Source organism: Roseomonas fluvialis, from assembly GCF_022846615.1.
Lineage (GTDB): Bacteria > Pseudomonadota > Alphaproteobacteria > Acetobacterales > Acetobacteraceae > Neoroseomonas > Neoroseomonas fluvialis.
Genome location: NZ_AP025637.1, coordinates 1,172,501 through 1,188,965, shown reverse-complemented (window position 1 = coordinate 1,188,965; position 16,465 = coordinate 1,172,501). Strand labels below are relative to the sequence as shown.

Sequence of the window (16,465 nt, the reverse complement as noted above, 5' to 3'; positions counted from 1 at the left end):
AACGCCTGGCCGTCGCAATGCCTGCAGGCGGCGACGGAGCCGACCGCAAGCGCACGGCGCGTCGTGCAGCAACCGTCAGGCGTTTCGGCCAAGCCGCGCGCCGGCTGCAACCGATTCAACGGCGGCGCGCGTCTCGGTGGCCTGGCGGTTCAGTTCGATCGTCGTGGCCGCCAGGGCATCGGCCGTCGCGGCCTGCGTGGCGGCATCCTGCGCGAGCGCGCGGACTCGTTCGGCAAGGTCATGGTGCGTATCGTGCACGCGCGCGAGCGCCGCCGTAATGCCCACCACGGCCCGCGCCGTATCCGCGACGCGTCCCTCGAGCGTCTCGACCGAGGCGGCCACGTCCTGCGCGGAGCGCCCGGCATCGCGCAGCGTGGCGCGAAGCGCGTCGAGTACCTCGGCGATGTCGAGTGCAAGCGCCTGGCTCCGCGCCGCCTGGGCGCGCGCCTGGTCTGCGATGCCCCCGAGTCCGGCGCTGTTCGGGACGGGCTGGGCGGCCGTGCTCGCCGCCGCGGCAGCGAGCGCATTCGCCTGCGTCGCCATGTCGACGATCGCCGCGGTCAGGCGACCGGCGTGGCCCGGATCCTGGGCGTCGCGCGCGAGCCTTTCGCCGAGGTTGCCGATCCTGCGCAGGCCGTCGTCGAACAGAAGCTGCGCGTCACCGGCACTGTCGCGCGCCTCCTGCGCATCCGCGCCAACCTGGCGGATCGCGTCGGCAGCTGCTTCGAGCGCCGTCGCGAGGCTGCGCAGGCCGTCGCATTGCGAGGCGAGGTCGCGTGCCAGCGCGGCCGTCGCCTCCGATGCCTCGTTGGTCGAATAATGCGTCTGCCGCGCCCCGTCGAGCGCCCGGTCGGCCAGGCTGCGCATCACGTTGAGGTTGTCCCGGAATACCAACAGCGCTCGCGCCATGAGACCGAGCTGGTCCTCCCGGTCGGCCAGCGGAACCGGTGTCGTGACGTCGCCTCGCGCGATCCTCACCATGGCCTGGTGCAGCGCGCCCATCGGGCGCGTGATCATGACCACGACGATCAGCCAAACCAGGATCGTCGCCGCGACGCCGAGCGCGACGCCGGCGAAGGTTACGATGCGCGCATCCTGGGCGGACCGGCGCGCCGCGGCGACACCGGCTTGCGCGCGCACGCGTGTGGCGTCGCGCGTCGCATCGACGAGGCGCAGGAATCCGGCCTGGACGTCGAGCCATTCGTCATGGAGCGGCGCGACATCGCCGCGGCGGCGGCCGGTAAGGGTCTGCTGTACGCGATCCGCGAGCCCGGGCAGGCGTGCGAGCCTCTCACGCGCAAGCGCCATGAGCGCCGGGTCGACATCGGCACCGGCCGCATGTTCCAGGGCCAGAACGGCCGCCGAGAGTTGTGCCGCCTGCGGCACCATCCTTGCGACGATCGCCGTGGGAGGAATGCTGCCGGCGAGGATGCCGCCAAGCGTGGTGCCATAGGACGCGGTGCTCGCGGCCAGGGTGGCGGCGGCATCGTCGGTCAGGCGGATGCCCTCGCCAAGTTCGTCGATGACGCGCGTCTGCCGCGCGATCGTACCGAGCGCATTGCTGGCAAAAAGGCCGACCACGACCAGGAACAGCAGGCTGATCATGCCCGCACGGGTGTTGATGCGGCCGAGCCATTCGCCGAACCGCCAGCGACGCCGACGATGCGCGGCTTCGCGCGTGGAGCGCACCGCCTCGATCGCTTCGAGCGAACCATCCATCGAGCTGCGATCCTGCTCGCGATCGCTGGTGCAGCGTGTGTTGCCGCCAGGATCCGGGGTGAAGGACCGCACCGGCCTTCCGATGCGGCAATGTGCACATGATGACGTGCCGCACCGTGAAAAAGAAGCGCGCTCCGCACGGAGATAGGTGGCTGACGCGCGCCCAGGGCCGCGGCGGCGCACGGCAATGCCCGCCCCGCGGCCGCCAGCCGGTATCCAGGCCGGCCGGAATGGATAAAGTGTCGCGCGCGGGACGCAGCACGGCGCGCCTGCGCTTGCTGCAGCTTCAAGGGCACGTCGCATGAGCTTCGACACGCACGAGACCTCGGCCTTCCGACCGCACAGCTCGCATTGGGGGGTCTTCACGGCCGCCATGCGCGACGGCGAACTGGTGGTCCGCCCGCATGCGGGTGACTCCGACCCGAACGCCATCCTGCAGAACTTCCCCACGGCGCTGCGGCATCGCGCGCGGATCGCGCAGCCGATGGTGCGCCGCGGCTGGCTCGAGCGTGGCCCAGGCCCTGACCGCGCGCGCGGCCGGGACGACTTCGTGCCGATGGCCTGGGACGCCGTGCTGGACCTGCTGGGCGGGGAGTTGCGCCGGATCCGCGACAGCCACGGTCCGGGGGCGGTGTTCGGCGGGTCCTACGGGTGGGCCAGCGCCGGGCGCTTCCACCATGCGCAGAGCCAGATCCACAGGTTCCTCAACTGCGCCTTCGGCGGCTACGTCGCCTCGGTCAATTCCTACAGCTCGGGCGCGGCATCGGTGATCGTGCCGCATGTCCTCGGCGAATACGAGAAGCTGACCAAGCACAACGTCACCTGGGACCAGGTGGCGCAGCACAGCGAGGTGGTGCTGGCCTTCGGCGGCATGGCGCTGAAGAACGCGATGGTCGCCGGCGGCGGCATCAGCGACCATGTCGAACGCGGCGCGATGCGGTCCGCGCGTGCGCGCGGCTGCGAGTTCATCCTGGTCGGGCCACTGCGCAGCGACCTGCCTGAGGAAGCCGGCGCCGAGTGGATCGCCAATATCCCGGGCACCGACACCGCCCTGATGCTCGCCCTCGTGCATACGCTGGTGAGCGAGGGGCTGCACGACCGCGCCTTCCTCGAGCGCTTCACCACCGGCTGGCCAGTCTTCGAGCACTATCTGCTTGGCACCACCGACGGGCAACCGAAGAACGCGGCGTGGGCTGCGCCGATCACCGGCGTCGCGGCCGAGGCGATCCGCGCGCTTGCGCGCCGGCTGCACGGCCGCCGCGTGCTGGTCACGGTCGCGCATGCCCTGCAGCGCGCAGAGCATGGCGAACAGCCGGTGTGGATGGGCGCGGTGCTGGCCGCGGCGCTCGGCCAGGTCGGCCTGCCCGGCGGCGGCTACGGCTATGCGCTCGGGGCGATCGGCTATTACGGCCGGCGCGCCAATGCGGTGCCGGGTCCGACCCTGTCGCAGGGGCGCAACCGTCATGGCAACTACATTCCGGTCGCGCGCATCGCCGACATGCTGCTGAACCCCGGCACGACATATCGCTACAACGGGCAGACACGCACCTATCCCGATATCCGGCTGGTGTACTGGGCGGGCGGGAATCCCTTCCACCACCACCAGGACCTCAATCGGTTGCGCCAGGCCTTCGCGCAGGTCGACACGCTCGTGGTGCATGAGCAGGCCTGGACCGCGACAGCGCGCCACGCCGACATCGTCCTACCGGCGACCATGACTCTGGAGCGGGAGGATATCGGATATAGCTCGCACGACCCGTTGATGGTGGCGATGCATCGCATCGCGCCCCCCTATGCCGAAGCGCGCGATGACTACGACATCTTTGCCGGGCTGAGTCGGCGCCTTGGTACGGAGGAAGCCTTCACCGAAGGCCGAACCGCGCGCGAATGGCTGCACCACCTCTACGCCCGCACGCAGCAGGGCCTGCGCGACCTGGGGCTGCCTGCCCCCGCGTTCGAGGAATTCTGGGAGGCGGGAAGGCTTCGCCTGCCGCAGGCCGCCGATGATGGCGGCCCCTGGCGCGCGTTCCGTGAGGACCCGGACTCCAACCCGCTGCCGACCGCCAGCGGGCGCATCGAGGTCTTTTGCGCGACCATTGCGGGCTTCAACGAGGCGAGCTGCCCGGGCCATCCGGCCTGGTTGCCGCCGATCGAAGTCCCCGGCCCCGGTGCTTCCTTGCATCTGGTTGCCAATCAGCCTGCCACGCGGCTGCACAGCCAGCTCGATTTCGGCGCGCATAGCCTTGCCTCGAAGCGGCGTGGGCGCGAGGTCGCGGCCATGCATCCGCAAGACGCTGCGGAGCGCGGGATCAACGATGGCGACATCATCCGCCTGTACAATCTCCGCGGCGCCTGCCTCGCCGCCGTGCGCCTGACCACGGATATCCGGCCCGGCGTGGTACAGCTTGCCACCGGCGCTTGGTACGACCCCGCGGACCCACACGAAGATCGACCGCTCTGCGTGCATGGCAATCCGAATGTGGTGACCCGCGATGCCGGGACCTCGGCCCTCGCGCAGGGCTGCACGGGGCAGCTGACGGTGGTGGAGGTGGAACGGTTTACCGGCAACCTGCCGCCGATCCGCGCCTTCGATCCGCCGGCCTGACGACCCGCGCTGCGGCGCCGGCAGACCCGCCTTGCGGTCGTGGTGCTGGCGCATCCCACGCGGCGCTTGCGTCAGCCCTGGTCGAGGAATGCAGGCTTCGCTTCGGGATTCCAGCCAATGCCATCGACCGCGAGCGTCTCGGCCAGCATCGCCCGATCAAGGCGGCAATGGGTGACGAGAAGGCGGACATAGGTCCCCACGAAGTCGGGCCCATGCCCATCGCCCTGTCCTCCGGCCGTGCTGGTCAAGGCGTGGGCGATCTCGTGCAGCAGGATCCAGGTTGGCAGTTGCGGCGGTGCCTCGATCGCGAGGCGGCTGCCTGTCGCGACAGTCGCACGGGACGTCCTGAGCGGCCGCACGCGCGGCGGCCATCGGAGACCCTCGGCCGCCCAGACATGGTCCACGATCGCCTGCATCCGATCGAACGGCACGACCGAGCGGTCCAGCGGCGCGACGACCCGGTTCTCCCAGGCATAGACGCGGCGGTCGCGCGCGCTGGTCATCGCGGCCGGCGTGGCAGGGGCGGTGGACCGGCTGCGCCGGCAACGGGCCTGTCGAGCTTGACGCGCCCGCCGGCGTCCATCCCGTTCCGATAGGCCGCGCCGTCCCGCACCGTGCGCGTCGTGTAGCTCGTGCGCAGACGGATCCCGAGGTCGCGGAAGCCCTCGGCAATGAGGCGCTGCTTCACCAGGACCAGCGCGGTGCCCGACGCAGTCGGCGCCCTGGCTGCGTCCTGTGTTGCGCGGCGATGCGCCGCAAGTGCGGCGATGCGCTTCGACACGCGCTCGGCAAAACCATAGCGGAAGCTGCGTAGCCGGTTCTGCGGCGTCGCACGGCCCTGCCGATAGGCGTCGCTCGTTCGATACGCCGCCTCCTCCTGGTCGACCGTGCGCGCGACGACCTGGAGCAGGTATTCCGCCATCAGCACATCTGGCTCCAGCCCGTAGAAGACGAAGGTGTCTCGCCCGACCATCCAGCCCTTGGTCTCCGTCAATTCGATGATCGGCAGGAAGATCGTGCCGAGTGCCTGCAGGCGTGGGCCGCTGAACACGCTCTGGCGCTGGATGCAGGTCTCCTGCCGGAGTTCCACCTCGGACATCGTCAGCCCGTAGACCTCGAGGAGCTCGCCGATCTTTTGTGCGGCGGCGAGGGCCTCAGGCTCCGAGCAGCCGCGATCCACGGTGCGCGCCGCGAGGGCGCGGATGCGGGCCTTCACCTTGTCGAGTTCGGTCTGCTGGCTCACTGCCCCTGCGCCTCGTTCGCGTCATGCCACTGCCGGTCCGTCATGCGCCGCGCCTGTCGCAATGCGGGGGCCTGCCGTCTGCGCCGGGTCCCGGCGCTTCCTATCCTGCCGGCACATCCACGATGCGCAAGCACCGAAGCGACCCGCCCCGCCGCCGGTGCGCAGCTTGACCAAGCGTCGACGCGGTTCCTAGCGTGTCGGGATCATCCATGGCGCGGTGCGGTCGGGCCATGGCAGCGAAGTAGTCCGGGGAGCCTCATGGCCACGCATCGCTTCCATCCGACACGGTACTTCAACGTGATCGGCACCGCCGAACCCGTCCTGCGCATCGCGGATGGCGACACGGTGGTGACCGACACGCTCGACGCCTCCGGCCTCGATGCACGGGAGGTCGCGGTCGGCAGCCGGCCGAATCCGATGACCGGCCCATTCTTCATCGAAGGCGCCGAACCGGGGGACACGCTTGCGGTGCGGATCGACCGGCTGACGCCAAGCCGGGCGACGGGCTGGACCTACTCGCCCCTTGCACTGACCGTGCTCGACCCCGCGGCGATCATCGACCGGCCGCCGCAGCAGCGCGCCGTCTGGGATATCGACCGCGAGGCCGGGATCGTGCGGCTGCAGGACAAGACGAAGGGGCTGGAGGGTTTCGCACCGCCAATCCAGCCCATGATCGGCTGCTTCGGCGTCGCGCCGGCAGGCGGCCAGGCGCTGTCGACCGCGACCAGTGCGCAGAACGGCGGCAACATGGATTACCGCCTGTTCGCACCGGGCACGACGGCCTGGTTCCCGGTGTCGGTGCCGGGTGGGCTGTTCTATCTCGGCGACGGGCATGCCTGCCAAGGCGACGGCGAAATCACCGGCACCGGCATCGAGACATCCTTCGAGATGGAGGTGACCTTCCGCGTGCTGAAGCGCAGAATCACCTGGCCGCGAGGCGAGACGGCCGACGATATCTTCACCGTCGGCAATGCACGGCCGCTCGACCAGGCGCTGCAGCACGCCACCACCGAGATGTCGCGGTGGCTCGGCGAGGATTTCGGCCTGGATGCGCGCGCGGCAAGCCACCTCATGGGCCAGGTCGTTCGCTACGATATCGGCAACGTCTTCAACCCTGCCTTCACGGTCGCGTGCCGCATCGCCCGGCGCTGGCTATCGTAGCCATAGGACCGGTCGCGTCGCCCGGACGTCACGAATGGAAGGGGCGGTGCGGTGGCCAGACCTGCGCGCACGCGGTCCGATCGCGGACGCCACAGCAACAACACCGGGCCCCGCACGCGCAAGCAGGGATTGCCGGTATGACTTGGCCCAACGCTGCGGTGGCGGCGCACCCATGATAGTGCTGCGCCCATGAAGGACTACGACCTCATTGTCGTCGGTGCCGGCATCGTCGGGCTGGCGCATGCCCTGTTGGCGGCGCGTGCCGGGCGGCGTGTTCTGGTGCTGGACCGGGATGCGCAGGCCAATGGCGCCTCAATCCGCAACTTCGGCTTCGTTACGGTGACAGGCCAGGCGTCCGCGGATACCTGGCGCCGTGCGCGACGCGCGCGGGATGTCTGGGCGGAGGTCGCGCCCCTCGCAGGCATTGATGTGCACCATCGCGGCCTGCTGATGTGTGCCCGGCGCCCCGAAGCCGCAGCTGTCCTGGAAGAATTCGCCGCGGGCCCGATGGGCGAGGGCTGCCGCGTACTTCATGGCGCAGCATTAGCCGCCCATGCGCCGCCGCTGCGCGCCGATGGCGTCATCGCCGCCCTGCACAGCCCGCACGAGCTCCGTGTCGAAAGCCGTGACGCCATTCCCCGCCTCGCCGCCTGGATACGGGACACGTTGAGCGTCGCCATCCGCCGGCAGGTCGCCGTGCGTAGCATAGAGGAGGGCCGCGTCGAGACGCAGTCCGGCACCTTCCACGCGCCACGCATCGTCGTCTGTCCCGGCGCCGACATCGTGTCGTTGTTTCCCGAGGTCTTCGCGCGACGCGGTGTCACGCTGTGCAAGCTGCACATGCTCCGCCTGGCCGATCCCGGCTGGCGCCTCCCGGCGGCGGTGATGAGCGACCTCGGCCTGCACCGCTACCGCGGCTACGCCGAGTGTCCCTCGTTGCCGGCGCTGCGCGCGCGCCTCGGCGCCGAGCAGCCCGAGGAACTCGAGAACGGCGTCCATCTGATCGTGGTGCAGGGCGCCGATGGCACGCTGGTGGTCGGCGACAGCCACCACTATGGCGCGACACCGGACCCCTTCCAGCCAGGCCATGTCGACCGGCTGATCCTGGATGAGGCACGGCGCGTGCTCGACCTGCCAGTCCCCCGCGTGGTCGAGACCTGGATCGGGCTGTATCCATCGGGGCCGGAGGACGCCTTCGTCGAACGCATCGGACCGGGTCTCCGCCTGGTTTCCGTCACCTCCGGCACCGGCGCCAGCACCGCCTTCGGTCTGGCGGAGGAAGTGCTGGCCGATCTGGATGCCGCGCCATGAGCACGCAGGTGAAGGCCGTGATCCTCGACTGGGCGGGGACGGTGCTGGACCACGGATCGCGGGCGCCGATGGGCGCCTTCGTGGAAGCCTTCGCGCGGCTGGGCATCGTGATCTCGGTCGCCGATGCGCGCGGCCCCATGGGGATGGCAAAGCGCGACCATATCCGGCTGGTCGGCACCTCGCCCACCGTGGCCGCCGCCTGGCGCGCGCGGCACGGGCGCGAATTCGACGAGGCCGCGATCGATGCGATCTTCGAGATCTTCGAACCGCTGAACGTCGCCGCCGTCGAGGCGCACAGCGCGTTGATCCCCGGTGCGCTGGACGCCTTCGACTGGTGCGCGGCACGCGGTATCCGGCTGGGCTCCACGACGGGCTACACGCGCCCGATCATGGAACGGCTCGCGCCGCTCGCGGCCGCGCAGGGCTTCATGCCGGAGGTGATGGTCTGCGCCGGTGACCTGGCGGCAGGCAGGCCCGCGCCGCTGCAGATGTGGTCTGCCATGGCGGCGATGGGCGTCTGGCCCGCGAGCCACGTCGTCAAGCTGGACGACACGCCACCCGGGATCGGCGAGGCTCGCGCCGCCGGATGCTGGGCAGTCGGCGTCGCGCTCACCGGCAATATCGCCGGGCTTTCCGCGGCCGAACTCGCAGCTCTGGACGCCGCGGCACGCGATGCGATCCGACGGGACGCGAGTGCAACGCTGATGCGTGCCGGCGCGCATATCGTTGTTGATTCCGTCGCCGATCTTCCCGCGGTGATCGACCTGATCGAGGCACGGCTGGCACGCGGCGATCGGCCCGGCATCGTCGACGGCCCGTGACACGGAACCGTAACCCTGCGGTCACATGACTGACGCTGAGCACGGGCTAGGGGCTGAAGGTGACCTTGGGAGCTTGTCCATGCGCCGCCTTGCCCTTCTTGCCTGCGCCCTGATCGGCCTCGCTCCGGCGGCCGAGGCGCAGCAGCGTACCCGCCTGACGGTTTATACGGCGCTCGAGAACGAGCAGTTGGCTCCGTTCAAGCAGGCCGCCGAAGCCGCCCTGCGCGACATCGAGATCGCCTGGGTGCGAGATTCCACCGGCATCATCACCGCCCGCCTGATTGCCGAGCGCCAGAATCCGCGCGCGGATCTCGTCTGGGGCCTGTCGGTGTTCTCGCTTCTGCAGATGGAGGCGCTTGAGATGCTCGAGCCGTATACGCCGCAGGGTGCCGAGGCGCTGCGCGCCAATATGCGCTCCGACCGCAGCCCGATGACCTGGACAGGCATGGACGCCTTCGTCTCGGCCATCTGCTTCAACACGGTGGTTGCCCAGCAGCGCAACCTGCCGCGGCCGACGACGTGGAACGACCTGCTGAACCCGGCGTTTCGTGGCCAGGTCGCGATGCCCAACCCGAATTCCTCTGGCACGGGCTTTCTGACCATGGCGGGCTGGATCGGCACGCGCGGCGAGGCCGGCGCGTGGGACTATATGACGCGCCTGCACGACAACATCCAAGTCTATACCCATTCCGGCAGCGCGCCGTGCAACAACGCGGCGCGTGGCGAGTTCGGCGTGGGCATCTCCTTTGACATGCGATCAGTGGCCCTGCGCAATCAGGGCGCACCGATCGAGATCATTGTCCCCAGCGACGGCGTCGGCTTCGACCTGGAGGCCACGGCGATCCTGCGCGGTACGCGCAACCAGGTGGCGGCGCGTCGGTTGGCGGATTTCGCGGTCTCTCGCCCGGCGATGGAGTTGTACGGGCGCTACTATGCGCTGCTGGCGCTGCCCGGCGTGGAGCCGACGGTCCGCAACTACCCAGCGGATTTTGCCGAACGGTTGGTGAGCGCCGATTTCCGCACCATCGCGACGCAGCGCGACAGGCTGCTGCGCGAATGGGCGAACCGCTTCGACGGCAAGTCCGCGCCGCGCAACTGAAGCGCCGCGCATGAGCGCCACCACGCCGGAAGTCGCCGCGGACGCACCGGCATCCGGCAGGCCGCCCGCCGCGGATTTCCTGTGCGTCGTGGATGTCGGCAAGCAGTTCGGCACCTTCGTCGCGCTCGAACGCGTGAGCCTGGTTGTACAGGGGGGCGAGTTTGTCACCTTCCTGGGACCGTCTGGCTGCGGCAAGACCACGCTATTGCGGGGTATTGCGGGGCTCGATCCACCAACGACCGGGCGTATCCTGCAGCAGGGGCGCGACATCACGCACCTGCCGCCGGCCGATCGGGACTTCGGCATTGTCTTCCAATCCTACGCGTTATTCCCGAACCTGACCGTCAACGCCAACATCGCCTACGGGCTGCGCGGGCCGGCTTGGCCGCAGCGGCGCCGGCGTGAGCGTGTGGCGGAACTGCTCGATATCGTCGGCCTCTCGGAGCAGGCACTGAAGTACCCGGCGCAGCTCTCCGGCGGTCAGCAGCAACGCGTGGCGCTCGCGCGTGCGCTTGCGAACGAGCCCGGCCTGCTGCTGCTCGATGAACCGCTCTCGGCGCTGGATGCGATCGTGCGCGCGCATTTGCGCCAGGAAATCCGTTCGCTGCAGCAGCGCCTGGGCGTCACCACAGTGATGGTCACGCATGACCAGGAGGAGGCGATGTCGGTCTCCGACCGCATCGTGGTTATGAGCCGCGGCAGGATCGAGCAGATCGGCACGCCGGCGGAGATCTACGACCGTCCGGCAAGCCCGTTCGTCGCAGGCTTCGTCGGGCACTCCACGCATTTCGACGCGGTGGTGGATTCGCCTGCAGGTATGCTCGTTGCGGGCGGCATCCGCATCGCGGCGGACGCCGCGCGGGCGCTGCTCTATGGCACCCGCGTCACATGCTTCATCCGGCCCGAGCATGTGCAGTTGTATCCGGCAGCCGAGGCACCACCAAGCGCCGTGCCGTGCCTTGTCACCGGTATCGAGTTTCTTGGGCCGGTGTGCAGGCTTACCCTGGAGGCGAAGGCGTTGCGCCTGCTTGCCTCGGCTACGCCGGGGGACGTCGCGGCGCTCGGGGCCGTGCCTGGTGCCGGCGTCGCGGCTGTTCTGCTCGCCGACCGGTTGATGGTGTTCGTCGACGATGTCTAACGCCGCGCTGGCTGGCGTTCCGACCCAGCGTGGCGTTTCGGCCGACCAGCGCGTGATGAGTTTGGCGCTGTGGGGAGCCTTGGTTTTCCTGGCGTGTTTCCTCGTGCTGCCGCTCGGCACGCTGCTGCTGCGCGCATTCGAGACGCCGGAGGGCGGCTTTGCCGCTACCGCGAATTTCCGAACCTACGCGACCACGCCGGCGCTGCTGGCGGCGGCTTGGAACAGCGTCTGGACGGCGACGTTGACGGCGGTGATCGTGGTTCCCGTCGCCTTCGCCTACGCCTACGCGCTGACGCGGGCGTGCATTCCGGCCAAGCCGATGTTCCGCGCGGTGATGATGCTGCCGTTGCTGGCGCCCTCGTTATTGCCGGCGCTCGCACTGATCTACCTGTTCGGAAACCAGGGCATGCTGCGCGGGCTGTTGATGGGCGGCAGCATTTATGGCCCCGTCGGCATCGTAGCAGCGCAGGTCTTCTACTGCTTCCCGTCGGCCGCTTTGATCCTGTGCGTCGCGCTGTCCACCGCCGATGCGCGGCTTTATGAGGCGGCATCGACGCTGAAGGCCTCGCGCGCGCGGATCTTCTGGTCCGTCACCTTACCGGGGGCACGCTATGGCCTGGTTTCGGCTTTCGTCGTGGTCTTCACGCTGGTGGTGACGGATTTCGGCATTCCGAAGGTGATCGGGGGGCAGTTCCCGGTACTCGCGACCGACGTCTACAAGCAGGTGGTCGGCCTGCAGAACTTCAACATGGGCGCGGTGGTGGGGATCGTGCTGCTGGTGCCCGCTGTGCTGGGCTTCGCGTTGGAACGCTGGGCCAGCCGCCAGCGGTCTGCCACCATGAGCGGGCGCGCGGTGCTGCTGCGGCCCGCCCCACGAGCTTCGCGTGACTGGCCTCTGGTCGTGCTGTGCGGCATCGTTGCGAGCCTACTGGTCGGCATCGTCAGCGTCGCGGCCTGGGGGTCGCTCGTTCGCTTCTGGCCCTACAATCTTTCGCTGACCCTCGACAATTACGACTTCTCGCGGTTCGACGCGGCGGGGTGGCAGGCCGTGTGGCTATCGGTGCGGATGGCGGCGATGGCAGCCGTCGCGGGAACAGCCATCGTCTTTCTGGTCGCCTATGTGCTCGAGCGCGGTCCGCAGCACGGAGCGATTGGAGCGATAGGACGATTCGCCGTGACGGTACCTCTGGCGGTACCGGGGCTCGTGCTTGGTCTGGCCTATGTGTTGTTCTTCAACCATCCGGCCAATCCGCTGGGGTTCCTGTACGGGACGCTGGCGATTCTGGTGATGAACTCGATCGTGCATTTCTACACGGTCGGGCACCTGACGGCGGTGACCGCACTCCGGCAACTCGACCCTGAATTCGAATCGGTCGGGGCTTCGCTGCGCGTTCCGGTTTGGATCACCTTCGGACGCGTGACGGTGCCGATGTGCCTGCCGGCGATCCTGGAGATTGCCGTCTTCATGTTCGTGAACGCCATGACGACAGTCAGCGCGGTGATCTTCCTCTATGGCCCTGACACGAAGCCGGCCTCGGTTGCCATGGTCCATATGGACGAAGCTGGCCAAGCGAGTGCGGCCGCGGCGATGGGTGTGGTCATTCTGGCGGTTACGAGCGGGGCCAAGCTTGCGCAGCTTGTCTTGGGTGCCGGTCTCGGACGGCTGACGCAGGCGTGGCGTTGTTGAGGCGTTTGCGGCTTGAGGGAAAAGCTTGATCAGACTGCGGCTGAGAGGTGGTGGGCGGTTATCAATGGAGTTACGCCGTGACGTGGCTCGCACCCGCGCGATCGAGGTAAGCGTGACGCGGTGTGACGTTCCGTCATCACCCGTCTCGTTTTTGGTATGTTTTTTTGCGAATGGTTTGTGACGTGGTGCTGGACGCAAAAGAGGCCCGAGGCGTTATGCCGTCGGGCCTGATCTGTTCGTGTGTTTGGTTAAGCTGGATGCGGGGACAGGATTTGAACCTGTGACCTTCAGGTTATGAGCCTGACGAGCTACCGGGCTGCTCCACCCCGCGATGTATCCTGGGGGGGTTTGTCCCGGGATGCTGATGTGCTGAGGATCCGGCCTGGTGGCCTGGCGGCGACCGACTCTCCCGCGCCTTAAGACGCAGTACCATGGGCGCTGGGGTGTTTCACGGCCGTGTTCGGGATGGGAACGGGTGTATCAACCCCGCGATGGCCACCAGGCCACCGGGCCGGATCCTCGGATGTGGTGATGATGGGTGTTGTTGTGTGTGGTCGTGTTTTGGCGCTGTGCGCGGTGGATGCCGAGGCATCCATGCGGTGGTGCGTAGGATATGGAGTTCTATCGGGCGATTAGGATCGCTCGGCTGCACGCCTTACGGCGCTTCCACCTGCGACCTATCGACGTGGTGGTCTACCACGGCCCTTAGGGAGACCTGGTCTTGAGGCTGGTTTCCCGCTTAGATGCCTTCAGCGGTTATCCATTCCGCACTTGGCTACCCGGCGATGCGGCTGGCGCCACAACCGGTGCACCAGAGGTGCGTCCTTCCCGGTCCTCTCGTACTAGGGAAAGATCCTCTCAAGTCTCCAACACCCACGGCAGATAGGGACCGAACTGTCTCACGACGTTCTAAACCCAGCTCACGTACCGCTTTAATCGGCGAACAGCCGAACCCTTGGGACCTGCTCCAGCCCCGGGATGCGATGAGCCGACATCGAGGTGCCAAACCTCCCCGTCGATGTGGACTCTTGGGGGAGATCAGCCTGTTATCCCTAGAGTACCTTTTATCCGTTGAGCGATGGCCCTTCCACGCGGGACCACCGGATCACTAAGGCCGACTTTCGTCCCTGCTCGTGCTGTCGCACTCGCAGTCAGGCGGGCTTGTGCCTTTGCACTCAACAGCCGATGTCCGACCGGCTTGAGCCCACCATCGCGCGCCTCCGTTACTCTTTGGGAGGCGACCGCCCCAGTCAAACTGCCCACCAGGCAGGGTCCCGACCCCGGATGACGGGGTTCGGTTAGACGCCAGAAAGGCGCAGGGTGGTATTTCAAGGTTGCCTCCACCAGAGCTGGCGCCCCGGCTTCAATGGCTCCCACCTATCCTACACAGCCCCTTCCTGGCGCCACTGCCAAGCTGCAGTAAAGGTTCATAGGGTCTTTCCGTCTGACCGCGGGTACCCCGCATCTTCACGGGGAATTCAATTTCACTGAGCCCATGCTGGAGACAGTGGGGAGGTCGTTACGCCATTCGTGCAGGTCGGAACTTACCCGACAAGGAATTTCGCTACCTTAGGACCGTTATAGTTACGGCCGCCGTTTACCGGGGCTTCAGTTCGGAGCTTGCACTCCTCCCTTTAACCTTCCGGCACCGGGCAGGCGTCAGACCCTATACGTCATCTCACGATTTCGCAGAGCCCTGTGTTTTTACTAAACAGTCGCCACCCCCTGGTCTGTGCCACCCACCCATGGTTGCCCACAGATGGGTCCCGCTTATCGCTAACTTACGCGGGCAATTTGCCTAGTTCCTTCAGCATGGTTCTCTCAAGCGCCTTGGAATACTCATCCAGTCCACCTGTGTCGGTTTCGGGTACGGTCCATATGCCAGAGCTATTTCCCGGACCGATCCACGAGCCACTCCAATCCGATAAGGAATGACACGGTTTCACGGCCGTCACTTCTGGCGGGCCCAGGAATATTCACCTGGTTCCCATCGGCTACGGCTCTCGCCCTCGCCTTAGGGGCCGGCTCACCCTGCGCGGATTAACCTTGCGCAGGAACCCTTGGACTTTCGGCGACAGGGTTTCTCACCCTGTTTGTCGTTACTCATGTCCGCATTCGCACTTCCCATACCTCCACGGCCCGTCACCGGTACCGCTTCACAGGCCTAGGGAACGCTCCGCTACCGCGCGTATTGCTACGCACCCACAGCTTCGGCAGATGGCTTGAGCCCCGGTACATTTTCGCCGCAAGACAGCTTGTTTAGACCAGTGAGCTATTACGCTTTCTTTAAAGGATGGCTGCTTCTAAGCCAACCTCCTGGTTGTTTTGGCCGTCTCACATGCTTTCCCACTTAGCCATCATTTGGGGGCCTTAGCTGGTGGTCTGGGTTGTTTCCCTCTCGACAATGGACCTTAGCACCCACTGTCTGTCTGCCCACCTGCACTCCTCGGCATTCGGAGTTCGGTAGGGTTTGGTAGGGCTTTGGGCCCCCCTAGCCCTTCCGGTGCTCTACCTCCGAGGGTGATCGGTGGACGATCTACCTCAATAGATTTCGCGGAGAACCAGCTATTTCCTGGTTTGATTGGCCTTTCACCCCTAACCACAGATCATCCCCGACTTTTTCAACAGGCGTGGGTTCGGTCCTCCAGTGGGTGTTACCCCACCTTCAACCTGTCCATGGCTAGATCACCAGGTTTCGGGTCTCATGCCGGCAACTGAACGCCCTGTTCAGACTCGCTTTCGCTGCGCCTACACCTCTCGGCTTAAGCTTGCTGCCAACACGAACTCGCGGACCCATTATACAAAAGGTACGCCGTCACTCTTGCGAGCTCCGACTGCTTGTAGGCATCCGGTTTCAGGTCTCTTTCACTCCCCTCGTCGGGGTGCTTTTCACCTTTCCCTCACGGTACTTGTGCACTATCGGTCGCCAAGGAGTATTTAGGCTTGGAGGGTGGTCCCCCCATGTTCAGACAGGGTTTCACGTGCCCCGCCCTACTCAAGGATCACTGCAAGCACTACGCCTACGGGGCTATCACCCACTACGGCCAACCTTTCCAGATTGTTCGGCTTCTCTTGCAGCAACCACTGGCCTACTCCGCGTTCGCTCGCCACTACTAGCGGAATCTCGTTTGATGTCTTTTCCTCCAGGTACTGAGATGTTTCAGTTCCCCGGGTTCGCCTCCCGACCCTATGTATTCAGGCCGGGATACCCCAAAGGGGTGGGTTTCCCCATTCGGACATCCGCGGATCAACGATCGCTCGCATCTCCCCGCGGCTTTTCGCAGCGTGCCACGTCCTTCATCGCCTCTTGGCGCCAAGGCATCCACCGAATGCCCTTCTCTCACTCCATATCCACACCACCGCCCGCGCACAGGGCCAAAACACGCCCTACGCTGCTTTCAGTCTCGGTCGGCAGCGCCCGCATCATCCCCAGGGCGCGGTCAAGTCTGCCCCCGGACGATGTGCGTCACTCGCACACACAACAACTCATCATCTTCACCATGTGAAAGAACATGCTCGCCCAGCACGCCACCCGGCTCCCTCTCGAGGATCCCGGGCAACGCCACATGGGCGGGTTTTGGAAGTGTCGCCGCATCCCATCGGGGACACAGCTCACCAGGCCTTCGACCGTCAACGCCACACCATACTTGGCATCGGCGAATTTCCTCGAGCGCCCGAGGC

10 protein-coding genes, 1 tRNA gene and 2 rRNA genes are annotated in these 16,465 nt (G+C 66.8%); 7 read left to right on the top strand and 6 right to left on the bottom strand.

Annotated features, from left to right (window positions below; genetic code table 11):
* Window positions 1–75: 75 nt before the first annotated feature.
* Window positions 76–1,902 carry a HAMP domain-containing protein gene (locus MWM08_RS05800; RefSeq protein ID WP_244458515.1) on the bottom strand — a complete coding sequence of 609 codons (1,827 nt, stop codon included), beginning with the start codon at window positions 1,900–1,902 and terminating at the stop codon, window positions 76–78.
* A 118-nt stretch (window positions 1,903–2,020) separates the two neighbouring features.
* Between MWM08_RS05800 and MWM08_RS05795 the strand changes: the two genes are divergently transcribed.
* Window positions 2,021–4,324 (top strand): molybdopterin guanine dinucleotide-containing S/N-oxide reductase, encoded by a 2,304-nt coding sequence (locus tag MWM08_RS05795; RefSeq protein ID WP_244458514.1) that lies wholly within the window; start codon window positions 2,021–2,023, stop codon window positions 4,322–4,324.
* Window positions 4,325–4,395: 71 nt separating this feature from the next.
* Here MWM08_RS05795 and MWM08_RS05790 read toward each other — a convergent pair whose 3' ends face one another.
* Together MWM08_RS05790 and MWM08_RS05785 are read right to left on the bottom strand one after the other, a co-directional pair.
* On the bottom strand, window positions 4,396–4,827 hold the full coding sequence (locus tag MWM08_RS05790; RefSeq protein ID WP_244458513.1) for a SprT family zinc-dependent metalloprotease: 432 nt from the start codon (window positions 4,825–4,827) through the stop codon (window positions 4,396–4,398).
* On the bottom strand, window positions 4,824–5,567 hold the full coding sequence (locus MWM08_RS05785; protein WP_244458512.1) for a DUF2786 domain-containing protein: 744 nt from the start codon (window positions 5,565–5,567) through the stop codon (window positions 4,824–4,826). Before MWM08_RS05785 ends, MWM08_RS05790 begins: the two co-directional genes overlap by 4 nt.
* Before the next feature lie 258 nt (window positions 5,568–5,825).
* Between MWM08_RS05785 and MWM08_RS05780 the strand changes: the two genes are divergently transcribed.
* From MWM08_RS05780 to MWM08_RS05755, 6 genes are all read left to right on the top strand, one after another.
* Complete coding sequence (locus MWM08_RS05780; RefSeq protein ID WP_244458511.1) at window positions 5,826–6,728, top strand: acetamidase/formamidase family protein; 903 nt, start codon at window positions 5,826–5,828, stop codon at window positions 6,726–6,728.
* 189 nt (window positions 6,729–6,917) lie between these two features.
* Entirely contained in the window at window positions 6,918–8,039 is a 1,122-nt protein-coding gene (locus MWM08_RS05775) for a TIGR03364 family FAD-dependent oxidoreductase (protein WP_244458510.1), read from the top strand.
* Entirely contained in the window at window positions 8,036–8,860 is an 825-nt protein-coding gene (phnX, locus tag MWM08_RS05770) for a phosphonoacetaldehyde hydrolase (RefSeq protein ID WP_244458509.1), read from the top strand. Before MWM08_RS05775 ends, phnX begins: the two co-directional genes overlap by 4 nt.
* Before the next feature lie 79 nt (window positions 8,861–8,939).
* Window positions 8,940–9,959: a putative 2-aminoethylphosphonate ABC transporter substrate-binding protein gene (locus MWM08_RS05765; RefSeq protein ID WP_244458508.1), complete on the top strand. Its 1,020-nt coding sequence runs from the start codon at window positions 8,940–8,942 to the stop codon at window positions 9,957–9,959.
* A 10-nt stretch (window positions 9,960–9,969) separates the two neighbouring features.
* Window positions 9,970–11,097 (top strand): ABC transporter ATP-binding protein, encoded by a 1,128-nt coding sequence (locus MWM08_RS05760; protein WP_244458507.1) that lies wholly within the window; start codon window positions 9,970–9,972, stop codon window positions 11,095–11,097.
* Window positions 11,090–12,784 (top strand): putative 2-aminoethylphosphonate ABC transporter permease subunit, encoded by a 1,695-nt coding sequence (locus MWM08_RS05755; RefSeq protein WP_244458506.1) that lies wholly within the window; start codon window positions 11,090–11,092, stop codon window positions 12,782–12,784. Before MWM08_RS05760 ends, MWM08_RS05755 begins: the two co-directional genes overlap by 8 nt.
* 254 nt (window positions 12,785–13,038) lie before the next feature.
* Here MWM08_RS05755 and MWM08_RS05750 read toward each other — a convergent pair.
* The 3 genes from MWM08_RS05750 to MWM08_RS05740 form a co-directional block, all read right to left on the bottom strand.
* A tRNA-Met gene (locus MWM08_RS05750) sits at window positions 13,039–13,115 on the bottom strand.
* A 57-nt stretch (window positions 13,116–13,172) separates the two neighbouring features.
* Window positions 13,173–13,287 (bottom strand): 5S ribosomal RNA (gene rrf / locus MWM08_RS05745).
* A 108-nt stretch (window positions 13,288–13,395) separates the two neighbouring features.
* Window positions 13,396–16,133, bottom strand: a 23S ribosomal RNA gene (locus MWM08_RS05740).
* Window positions 16,134–16,465: the final 332 nt, after the last annotated feature.

What these genes read in the sequence shown, in the direction of transcription:
- MWM08_RS05795 (WP_244458514.1), top strand. Translation starts at nt 2,021, where the DNA reads ATGAGCTTCGACACGCACGAGACCTCGGCCTTCCGACCGCACAGCTCG.
- MWM08_RS05790 (WP_244458513.1), bottom strand. Translation starts at nt 4,827, where the DNA reads ATGACCAGCGCGCGCGACCGCCGCGTCTATGCCTGGGAGAACCGGGTC.
- MWM08_RS05780 (WP_244458511.1), top strand. Translation starts at nt 5,826, where the DNA reads ATGGCCACGCATCGCTTCCATCCGACACGGTACTTCAACGTGATCGGC.
- MWM08_RS05775 (WP_244458510.1), top strand. Translation starts at nt 6,918, where the DNA reads ATGAAGGACTACGACCTCATTGTCGTCGGTGCCGGCATCGTCGGGCTG.
- phnX (WP_244458509.1), top strand. Translation starts at nt 8,036, where the DNA reads ATGAGCACGCAGGTGAAGGCCGTGATCCTCGACTGGGCGGGGACGGTG.
- MWM08_RS05765 (WP_244458508.1), top strand. Translation starts at nt 8,940, where the DNA reads ATGCGCCGCCTTGCCCTTCTTGCCTGCGCCCTGATCGGCCTCGCTCCG.
- MWM08_RS05760 (WP_244458507.1), top strand. Translation starts at nt 9,970, where the DNA reads ATGAGCGCCACCACGCCGGAAGTCGCCGCGGACGCACCGGCATCCGGC.
- MWM08_RS05755 (WP_244458506.1), top strand. Translation starts at nt 11,090, where the DNA reads ATGTCTAACGCCGCGCTGGCTGGCGTTCCGACCCAGCGTGGCGTTTCG.